The sequence below is a fragment of the Sphingobium sp. RS1 genome (assembly GCF_056156825.1).
Genome location: NZ_JBLZXE010000002.1, coordinates 2,440,395 through 2,450,000, shown reverse-complemented (window position 1 = coordinate 2,450,000; position 9,606 = coordinate 2,440,395). Strand labels below are relative to the sequence as shown.

9 protein-coding genes, 1 tRNA gene, 2 rRNA genes and 1 riboswitch (1 of these 13 cut by a window edge) are annotated in these 9,606 nt (G+C 60.9%); of the genes, 7 read left to right on the top strand and 5 right to left on the bottom strand.

The window, feature by feature from the left end; genetic code table 11:
• The 3 genes from ACNHGR_RS13650 to ACNHGR_RS13640 form a co-directional block, all read left to right on the top strand.
• A 23S ribosomal RNA gene (locus ACNHGR_RS13650) occupies nucleotides 1-1,790 on the top strand (it extends 1,018 nt beyond the left edge of the window).
• 222 nt (nucleotides 1,791-2,012) lie between these two features.
• A 5S ribosomal RNA gene (gene rrf / locus ACNHGR_RS13645) occupies nucleotides 2,013-2,127 on the top strand.
• A 111-nt stretch (nucleotides 2,128-2,238) separates the two neighbouring features.
• A tRNA-Met gene (locus tag ACNHGR_RS13640) sits at nucleotides 2,239-2,315 on the top strand.
• Between the two features lie 80 nt (nucleotides 2,316-2,395).
• Here the strand turns inward: ACNHGR_RS13640 and ACNHGR_RS13635 are convergent.
• Both ACNHGR_RS13635 and ACNHGR_RS13630 read right to left on the bottom strand, forming a co-directional pair.
• The gene (locus ACNHGR_RS13635) at nucleotides 2,396-4,501 is read right to left on the bottom strand and encodes a prolyl oligopeptidase family serine peptidase (protein ID WP_475286769.1); all 2,106 of its coding nucleotides are present in this window, start codon (nucleotides 4,499-4,501) and stop codon (nucleotides 2,396-2,398) included.
• A gap of 3 nt (nucleotides 4,502-4,504) precedes the next feature.
• Complete coding sequence (locus ACNHGR_RS13630) at nucleotides 4,505-4,795, bottom strand: hypothetical protein (protein WP_475286767.1); 291 nt, start codon at nucleotides 4,793-4,795, stop codon at nucleotides 4,505-4,507.
• Nucleotides 4,796-4,833: 38 nt separating this feature from the next.
• Nucleotides 4,834-4,944, top strand: a riboswitch (TPP riboswitch).
• A gap of 56 nt (nucleotides 4,945-5,000) precedes the next feature.
• Here ACNHGR_RS13630 and ACNHGR_RS13625 point away from each other — a divergent pair.
• The 4 genes from ACNHGR_RS13625 (at nucleotide 5,001) to ACNHGR_RS13610 (ending at nucleotide 7,925) form a co-directional block, all read left to right on the top strand.
• The gene (locus tag ACNHGR_RS13625) at nucleotides 5,001-5,408 is read left to right on the top strand and encodes a DUF2065 domain-containing protein (protein ID WP_475286765.1); all 408 of its coding nucleotides are present in this window, start codon (nucleotides 5,001-5,003) and stop codon (nucleotides 5,406-5,408) included.
• Between the two features lie 11 nt (nucleotides 5,409-5,419).
• Nucleotides 5,420-7,354 carry a phosphomethylpyrimidine synthase ThiC gene (thiC, locus tag ACNHGR_RS13620; protein WP_475286763.1) on the top strand — a complete coding sequence of 645 codons (1,935 nt, stop codon included), beginning with the start codon at nucleotides 5,420-5,422 and terminating at the stop codon, nucleotides 7,352-7,354.
• Nucleotides 7,355-7,447: 93 nt separating this feature from the next.
• Nucleotides 7,448-7,558: a DUF4160 domain-containing protein gene (locus tag ACNHGR_RS13615; RefSeq protein ID WP_475286761.1), complete on the top strand. Its 111-nt coding sequence runs from the start codon at nucleotides 7,448-7,450 to the stop codon at nucleotides 7,556-7,558.
• A 106-nt stretch (nucleotides 7,559-7,664) separates the two neighbouring features.
• On the top strand, nucleotides 7,665-7,925 hold the full coding sequence (locus ACNHGR_RS13610; RefSeq protein ID WP_184268401.1) for a DUF2442 domain-containing protein: 261 nt from the start codon (nucleotides 7,665-7,667) through the stop codon (nucleotides 7,923-7,925).
• A 113-nt stretch (nucleotides 7,926-8,038) separates the two neighbouring features.
• Here ACNHGR_RS13610 and ACNHGR_RS13605 read toward each other — a convergent pair whose 3' ends face one another.
• The 3 genes from ACNHGR_RS13605 to ACNHGR_RS13595 all read right to left on the bottom strand — a co-directional run bounded on the left by ACNHGR_RS13605 (nucleotide 8,039) and on the right by ACNHGR_RS13595 (nucleotide 9,550).
• Nucleotides 8,039-8,281, bottom strand: coding sequence for a hypothetical protein (locus ACNHGR_RS13605; RefSeq protein WP_475286759.1), 243 nt, complete (start codon nucleotides 8,279-8,281; stop codon nucleotides 8,039-8,041).
• Between the two features lie 82 nt (nucleotides 8,282-8,363).
• Nucleotides 8,364-9,068 (bottom strand): DUF6891 domain-containing protein, encoded by a 705-nt coding sequence (locus ACNHGR_RS13600; RefSeq protein WP_475286757.1) that lies wholly within the window; start codon nucleotides 9,066-9,068, stop codon nucleotides 8,364-8,366.
• A gap of 158 nt (nucleotides 9,069-9,226) precedes the next feature.
• Complete coding sequence (locus ACNHGR_RS13595) at nucleotides 9,227-9,550, bottom strand: hypothetical protein (RefSeq protein ID WP_184268395.1); 324 nt, start codon at nucleotides 9,548-9,550, stop codon at nucleotides 9,227-9,229.
• Between the last annotated feature and the right edge of the window lie 56 nt (nucleotides 9,551-9,606).

Genomic DNA, 9,606 nt, shown 5'->3' with positions numbered 1-9,606 from the left:
AAAGGGAAACAGCCCTAACCTACAGCTAAGGTCCCCAAGTCACGTCTAAGTGGGAAAGCATGTGGGATTTCCAAAACAACCAGGAGGTTGGCTTAGAAGCAGCCATCCTTTAAAGAAAGCGTAACAGCTCACTGGTCTAAACAAGAGATCCTGCGGCGAAGATGTAACGGGGCTCAAGACGTGCACCGAAGCTTAGGGTTCAGTCTTTGACTGAGCGGTAGCGGAGCGTTCCGTAGGCCGTTGAAGCGGAAGGGTAACCGACCGTGGAGGTATCGGAAGTGCGAATGCAGACATGAGTAGCGATTAACAGTGTGAGATGCACTGTCGCCGAAATTCCAAGGGTTCCTGCTTAAAGCTAATCTGAGCAGGGTAAGCCGGCCCCTAAGACGAGCCCGAAGGGGGTAGTCGATGGGAACCACGTTAATATTCGTGGGCCTGGTGGTGTGTGACGGATGCCGTAACTGGTCAGGGCTTATTGGATTGCTCCTGGCTGGGAAGGTGTCCCAGGAAATAGCCCCACCGTATAGACCGTACCCTAAACCGACACAGGTGGAATGGTAGAGTATACCAAGGCGTTTGAGAGAAGTATCCTGAAGGAACTCGGCAAATTGCCTCCGTACCTTCGGAAGAAGGAGGCCCCATCTATGCGCAAGCACTGATGGGGGGCACAGGCCAGGGGGTAGCGACTGTTTAGCAAAAACACAGGGCTCTGCTAAGTCGGCTTCAAGACGACGTATAGGGCCTGACGCCTGCCCGGTGCCTGAAGGTTAAGAGGAGGAGTGCAAGCTCTGAATTGAAGCCCAGGTAAACGGCGGCCGTAACTATAACGGTCCTAAGGTAGCGAAATTCCTTGTCGGGTAAGTTCCGACCTGCACGAATGGCGTAACGACTTCCCCACTGTCTCCAGGATATGCTCAGCGAAATTGAATTCTCCGTGAAGATGCGGAGTACCCGCGGTTAGACGGAAAGACCCCGTGCACCTTTACTGCAGCTTCAGAGTGGCATTAGGAAAGAACTGTGTAGCATAGGTGGGAGGCTTTGAAGCGATGACGCCAGTTGTCGTGGAGCCATAGGTGAAATACCACCCTGTTGTTTTCTGATGTCTAACCTCGCACCGTTATCCGGTGCAGGGACCCTCTGTGGCGGGTAGTTTGACTGGGGCGGTCGCCTCCTAAAGAGTAACGGAGGCGCGCGATGGTGGGCTCAGGACGGTTGGAAACCGTCTGTTAGAGTGCAATGGCATAAGCCCGCCTGACTGCGAGACTGACAAGTCGAGCAGAGACGAAAGTCGGTCATAGTGATCCGGTGGTCCCTCGTGGAAGGGCCATCGCTCAACGGATAAAAGGTACGCCGGGGATAACAGGCTGATGATTCCCAAGAGCTCATATCGACGGAATCGTTTGGCACCTCGATGTCGGCTCATCACATCCTGGGGCTGGAGCAGGTCCCAAGGGTTTGGCTGTTCGCCAATTAAAGTGGTACGTGAGCTGGGTTCAGAACGTCGCGAGACAGTTTGGTCCCTATCTGCCGTGGGCGTCGAAATTTGAGAGGAGTTGACCCTAGTACGAGAGGACCGGGTTGAACATACCTCTGGTGTACCTGTCGTCACGCCAGTGGCGCAGCAGGGTAGCTATGTATGGACGGGATAACCGCTGAAAGCATCTAAGCGGGAAGCCTCCCTCAAGATAAGATTTCTTCGAGCCGTCGTAGACCACGACGTTGATAGGCTGGATGTGGAAGTGCGGTAACGCATGGAGCTAACCAGTCCTAATTGCTCTGATCACGCTTAAACGGTTCTTATGAACCGCAGAGTCCCACCATCAACAACAGCACTGGACAAAGCACCAGCGCAGACGTTGAAAATGGCGGTTATAAAACAAGCCAGATCTACTAAGTTGTTTGAACGTTCATTTTCTCAAGTGAAAATGAAAACGCGGCTGTTGCCGTGTTTGACAAGCAAACACTCATGTGCACGGCACCGATTAAAACCCTTATATGCGCAAGCTTCATTGCTTGGTGACCATAGCGTCTGTGACCCACCCGATCCCATCCCGAACTCGGCCGTGAAACCAGTCTGCGCCGATGGTACTATTGCTCAAGCACTGGAAGAGTAGGGCGTCGCCAGGCATTGTAGCTCGCGCATATATCTAAAACCCATTCATGATTACATAAAAAGGCGGTTCATAAGTAACCGCCTTTTTGTGCTTCAATCACACTGCTACACAAGTAGTGTAACGTCGCGGGATGGAGCAGCCCGGTAGCTCGTCAGGCTCATAACCTGAAGGTCGTAGGTTCAAATCCTACTCCCGCAACCAACAAAAAGCCCGCCGATCCGGCGGGCTTTTTTGTTGGTCACCGCTACCAAGCGAAACACCGACTATTCTTGGCGGCCGATTCAATCTCCCTCCAGCCGCTGGCTGAAATATACCATCTGCATCGCCTGCAATCGGGCACCCTGCTCTATGTCCGCGTCCCCACTATGACCCCCGGCCATATCCTCATAGAAATGATAGGGCAGGCCATAATCCTTCAGTCGCGCCGCAAATTTGCGAGCATGCTGCGGCCCTACGCGGTCGTCCTTGGTCGTGGTCCAGATATAGGGCGTGGGATAGTGCACCCCCTTGCGGATATTCGCATAGGGCGAAATTCTTGCGAGAAAGGCTCTCTCTTCCGGCACCGAGACGCTGCCATATTCGTCCACCCAGGACGCCCCGGCCGCGATTTGCTCATAGCGTAGCATGTCCAGCAGCGGCACCTGGATCACCACCCCGTTCCACAGGTCGGGATGCTGGTTGAATTCCACCCCCATCAACAGCCCGCCATTGGAGCCGCCATAAATGCCGAAGCGACGGGGGGATGAGAGTTTGCGGGCGAAGATATCCCGCGCCACCGCGGCGAAATCATCATAGATGGTCTGCCGCTTGGTCTTCAGCCCCGCCTCATGCCAGGCCGGGCCGAATTCGCCGCCGCCGCGGATGTTCGCCAGCACGAAGCTATTGCCCCGCTCCAGCCATAGTTTGCCGGTGATCGCGGCATAGCTGGGCGTCATCGGCACCTCGAATCCGCCATAGGCGGTCATAATCGTCGGCGTCGATCCGTCCGGCTTCATGTCCTTGCGATGGACGATGAAATAGGGAATTTTCGTCCCGTCGGTCGATGTCGCCTCATATTGCTCTACCAACAGTCCGGACGCATCGAAGCGCGCGGGCATCGCCTTCACCTGGCGCGGCGCAGGATTGGCGGCGTCGATCGCCCAGAGCGTCGTCGGCGCCAGAAAGCCAGCGACCGAGAGATAGGCGGCATCACTCTTGTCCGTCGCCGTCGCAATCGAGATGGTTGCATTGTCGGGCAGGGTGACCGGCCTGGTCGTCCACCTGTCCTGTTCCGGCGCCAGGACCAGCACCCGGCCGCGGACATTGTCGTTGATCGCCAGAATCACCCGGTTCTTCGTCGCGGTCACGCCGTCGATCGACTGGCGCGCATTGGGGGCGAACAATATCCGGGGCGTCAGGACCGCGCCGGATTGCAAGGCGCTCAGCGGCACCGCCGCCAGCGATCCTGCCGGCACGGTCACGCCGCCGCTTTGCCAGGCTTCGCTGGTCTGGATCAGCACCTGTCCCTGCACCATGCCCTGCAACTGGCTTTTGGCGGGCAGGGGCAGCCTCTTCACACTTTCCCCGGTGACGAGGTAAGTCTCGTTGCCGAAGAAGGTGACGCCACGATAGAGGAACGCTGCCCGGTTCCCCGACCCGTCCGACAGCAGCATCGGGAAGGTGCCGACCTGATCGCCCGGGCTGCCGCGATAGATTTCCTGCGCGGCCGACAGGGGCTGGCCGCGCTTCAATATCTTCACGACAAAGGGGTAGCCCGATTTGGTCATGCTGCCTTCCCCCCAGTCGCGGGCGATCAGCAGCCTATCCTTGTCGAGCCAGGCCTCATTCTGCTTGGACGTGGGAATATCGAAGCCGCCCTGCACGAATGTGCCCGTCACCAGGTCGAACTCGCGCAATGTCACGGCATCCTCGCCGCCATCCGACAGGTTGAGCAGCGCATAGCGTTCCTCGGGATCGAGGATGGTCGCACCCTTCCACACCCATTTCCTGCCGTCCGCCTTGGACAGGGCGTCCAGATCGAGCACGGTCGTCCAGTGCGGCACGTCGGTCGCATAGTCGGCTTGCGACGTATAGCGCAATATGCCCTGCGGATGATCGGCATCGCGCCAGAAATTATAGATGCGGCCGTGGATCAGCATCGGCATGGCGATTCGGTCCTTGGCCGATGCGATGGCCAGTGCGTCCTTATAATAGCCGGCATAGCGCGGATCATTTTGGAAGGCGGCGACCGTCGCCCTATTCTCTGCCTCGACCCACTGCATCGCGCGCGGCCCGGTCCAGTCCTCCAGCCAGATGAAAGGATCATCCGCCGGGGCGGGAGCGGGGGCAGGGGGCGCACCGGCCCCGGTCAGCATCGCGGCAGTCACCAGCAACATCATCCTTTTCATGGGCTATTTCTCCCTTTGCGGCATCATCCGCCCGCGCCGGTATCGCCGCCGCAACAGCGCGCCCGCGACCAGCAAAGGGAACGCGGCCAGCATCAGCAGGCTCCCCAACAGGCTGGGCGACCAGCCCGCTATGCTGTGCAGGCCAAAGGCGGCGGGCGCCATCACCAGCAGGAAACCGAGCGTCAGCAACCACAGCCCCCAGCGGCGCGGCCGCACCGCCACCATGCGCATTTCATGACGCCAGGCCTTGCGGCCAGCCTTGGTCGAAAGATCGGGGGGCGGGGTATCGAACATAAGCTGCTGGACCTTGTGCCGTTTCGCCCCTATCCTGTCCAGCATCCCCGGGGGACCGCGCACAGGCGGTTGAGAGGTGGCTGATGTGGCCACGACCCGTTGAACCTGATCCGGCTGACACCGGCGTAGGGAGGGAACGGCTCTGAGCAACCAGCAGTCCGCGCCCGCCCTGCGTCTTTGAAAAGAGACGAAAGAGAGGCGGCCCATGGATACGATTTCCGTTCTGACGCTGCGCCTGGCCGAGATTTTCGGCCTCTACATGATCGTCGTCGGCCTTGGTGGCCTCGCCAGTCCGCCGCGCTGGCGGGCGGTGATGGACGATCTCAACCGGTCGCCGGGGCTGGTCGTGGCGCTGGGCTTCGCGGTCTTTGCGGTCGGCGGCACCCTGGTCCTGATTCACAGCATCTGGACCGATCCGCTCGCCATTATCGTCAGCCTGATCGGCTATGTCGCGCTGATCGAGGGCGCGACCCTGCTCGCGGTGCCGGGGCCGCTCATCCGCATCGGCCACTGGTCGACCGGCTTCATCCGCGCCTGGGCCAGCATCGCCCTGATCCTCGGCATCCTCCTCTTCCTCGCCGGCCTCACCGGCCGCGCCACCCTCATCGTCTGAAAGGCAAATCCATGGCAGATGTCCCCGCCCGCACCGAGATGCCCGAAGCCGAAGGCTTCAATGGCCGGCAGGCCGCAATGCGCGTCACCACCGGCCCGATCCGTGGCTCGAAGAAGATTCATGTCGGCCCGCGCAAGGTCGCGATGCGCGAAATTCATCTGGAGCCGGGCAGCGGCGAGCCGCCGGTACGCGTCTATGACACGTCGGGGCCGTACACCGATCCCGATGCGCATATCGACATCATGGCGGGCCTCCAGCAATTGCGCCGCGACTGGATACGCGAACGCGGCGACGTTGAAGAATATGACGCGCGCGCGATCAAGCCGGAGGATAATGGCCTGAAAGGCCCCGACCGCAGCGGCGGCGTCCAGCCCTTCCCGAATGTCGTGAAGCGCCCCCTGCGTGCCAAGCCCGGCATGAACGTCTCCCAGATGCATTATGCCCGCCGCGGCATCATCACCCCGGAAATGGAATATGTCGCCGAGCGCGAGAATCTGGGCCGCGCCCGCCTGAAGGACTATGTCCGCGATGGCGAAAGCTGGGGTGCCTCCATCCCCGATTATGTGACGCCGGAATTCGTCCGCGATGAAGTGGCGCGCGGCCGCGCCATCATCCCGTCGAACATCAATCACCCGGAATCCGAACCGATGGCGATCGGGCGCAATTTCCTGGTGAAGATCAACGCCAATATCGGCAATTCGGCGGTCGCTTCCGATGTTGCCGCCGAAGTCGACAAGCTGGTCTGGTCGATCCGCTGGGGCGCGGACACGGTGATGGACCTGTCGACCGGCCGCAACATCCATGACACGCGCGAATGGATATTGCGCAACTCGCCGGTGCCGATCGGCACCGTCCCCATCTATCAGGCGCTCGAAAAGGTCGGCGGTATCGCCGAGGATCTGACCTGGGATGTGTTCCGCGACACGCTGATCGAACAGGCCGAACAAGGCGTCGATTATTTCACCATCCATGCCGGCGTCCGCCTCGCCTACATCCCGATGGCGGCTAAGCGCGTTACCGGCATCGTGTCGCGTGGCGGTTCGATCATGGCGAAATGGTGCCTAGCCCATCATCGCGAAAGCTTCCTCTACGAGCATTTCGACGAGATCACGCAGATTATGAAGGCCTATGACATCGCCTATTCGCTCGGCGACGGCCTGCGCCCCGGATCGATCGCCGACGCCAATGACGAAGCGCAGTTCTCCGAACTCTACACGCTGGGCGAACTGACTCATCGCGCCTGGAAGGAAGACGTCCAAGTGATGATCGAAGGCCCCGGCCATGTGCCGATGCACAAGATCAAGGAGAATATGGAAAAGCAGCTGCAGGTCTGCGGCGAAGCGCCCTTCTATACGCTGGGACCGCTCACCACCGACATCGCACCGGGTTACGACCATATCACCAGCGGCATCGGCGCGGCGCAGATCGGCTGGTACGGCACGGCGATGCTCTGCTACGTCACGCCCAAGGAGCATCTGGGCCTGCCCGACCGTGACGATGTGAAGGTCGGTGTCGTCACCTACAAACTGGCCGCCCATGCCGCAGACCTCGCCAAGGGCCATCCCGCCGCGCAGGTCCGCGACGACGCACTCAGCCGCGCCCGCTTCGAATTCCGCTGGCGCGACCAGTTCAACCTGTCGCTCGATCCCGACACGGCCGAACAATATCACGACCAGACGCTCCCGGCCGAAGGCGCGAAGAGCGCCCATTTCTGCTCGATGTGCGGTCCCAAATTCTGCTCGATGAAGATCACCCAGGAAGTCCGCGATTTCGCCGCGAAGAAGAACCAGCCTGCCGACGGTTTCCTCGAAGCGGGCCTGACCGGCGCGGAAGTGGCGGAGGCCAGCAAGGCCGCGGCCTTGAAAGGCATGGAAGAAATGAGCAGGCTCTTCAAGGCCACCGGTAGCGAACTCTATATGGGCGCTGGCGGACGGGAGCATGATTGAGGGAGGTGGTCTTACCGACCATTTCCAATCATGCCTTGGACGCCGGCATAAGCTATGATGTAGATGGTTCGGCCTCATATCGGAGGACATGTGATGCCGACCATCTTTCGCCTCGATGGCTATCGCTTCTATTTCTACAGCCACGAACCCAATGAGCCGCCCCATGTCCATGTCGATAAGGGCGGCTCATCCATGAAGGTCTGACTCGATCCGGTCGATCTGGCGAAGAACACCGGCTTCCGCCGATCGGAGATCAATGGCATAATCGTGATGGTGGCGACCCATCGCGGTTGCCTGCTGGAGGCATGGCATGAATATTTCGGCTAGGATCACGGACGAGCGCGTCGCCGACGTCCGTTGCGATGCGGACAGCCTGATCGTCGACCTGATGGACGGCCGCACCATTTCCGTGCCGCTCGCCTGGTATCCCCGCCTTATGCACGCAACACTCGCTGAACGTGCCATTTGGGAAATCGCAGGCGGCGGTTATGGCATCCATTGGCCTGAAATAGATGAGGATTTGAGCACCGAAGGTTTGCTCAGGGGCGCACCGGCCGTCAGGTCAGCCTAATATCCTGTCCTACACGCCAAATCTCTGATCTATCCTTATGGATGGACCAACCTTCTCCCTCCAATCCGCCCGCTCGCCTTTCCAAAAAGCGCCGCCTCCGCTGGACGCCGGCGCTACAGGCCAGCTTCCTTGGCACCTTGCTCCAAAGCGGCAGCGTCCGCCATGCTGCGCGCGCCGTGGGCATGTCGCCGTCCAGCGCGCATCGCCTGCGTCAGCGTCTTGCCGGCACGGAGTTCGACCGCAACTGGGCCGAGGCGTTGATGCTGCATGAACAGACGATGCATCACCCGCTGGCCGTCTATATGGGGGCCGGGGGCGCTGCCGCCATAATAGGAAGGGACGCGTCGGGAGCGCATCGGTGACGCCTTGCGAGCGCCTGACGAAGGCTTTGCGAGCGCTTCGGGCCGAAAATGGCGTTACCGTGTGAACTTCGCCAGCCTATCCCTGTATCAGCACCGCGCCGCGCCGTTTCTTCCATTCCAGCGGGACGGCGATCCGCTGTTCCAGCTGGCCGTCCCATTGTGTCGTCAGACCATGGGCTTCCAGTTGTTCGACGATGCGGTGGCCGATCGCGACGGCGGCCGGCTCGCCCTGTTCGCAGGCGCCATAGTTGAGATAAAGGCCATGCCCCTCCACCGCCGCTTCGGTGTCCTGCATGTGGAAAAAGGCATAGCCCTCCACTGCCAGCCCTTCGGCCTGCGCCGTCTCGATCTCGTCCCAGATTTCGGATGCGCCGCATGTGCCGCAGCAGGTGAAATTCTGCCGCGCGACGATGCCTTCCGTCTCCAGCGCGGCGAAGGCGGCGTCCAGCCGGTCGCAATCGGTCATGTCCGACCAGTCGCGCTCGGCGGCGCGATGCTCTGCCAGCGCAGCGCGCAGCGCGGCCGACGCCTCGACCCGCAGCAGCGGCCGGGGCAATTCTTCCTCGAACACGTCATTGGCGTTGGTCAGGATGGCATCATCGTCGAAGAAGCCGCCGGCGACGTCGCGCCGCACCAGATCGCGCAGCGCAGCGACCGGATCATAGCTTGCAGTGGGGCCAGCGGAAGGGCCGGAAACGGGGGCGGCGTCTTTCGCCTCGCACATCTGGTCGTTGCCGGCAGCCTTGTTTCCGAAAATCCGCTTCCACAAAGACCCGAACATGCGCCTGCCTTGCCTCCTGCGATGCGCCGCAACCGGCCCATCATGCCGCGCGTTGCTACAAAGGAAAAGAGTCTAAAACGGCCCTTTGTTCCGGCAAGCGGCGCAACCGCCCCCTTTGCCCCCGTCTCCGGCACGCAAAAGGGGGCGGACGCCGCCATTCAGTCAGCGTCGCGCGCCCGCGCCTTCACCTTGCGGATTTCCGCCAGCTGCCCCATCACTATGGTCAGCGCGTCGCGCTCCGCCGCGTCCAGCGCCTTGCTGTCGAAATGACGGATCAGCACCTCCAGCGCGTCGCCGATCCGCCCGATCTGCCGGCCATAGCTGCCAACATCGTTCAGCACCGCCCTTTCTATGTCGGGCCGCGCCGTCTGGCCCAGCGCGATGTTGATGAGGCCGATCTGCCCGCCATTCTGGGTCCAGGTAAGAGGGTTGATCGCCTGCCACAGCCGTTCCGGCGCCAGTGCCACGCTAAAGGGTTCCATGCCGCGCATCATCCTTGTCGAAGAGGGGGAGGAGCGCGCAGGCTGCCATGGTGCAC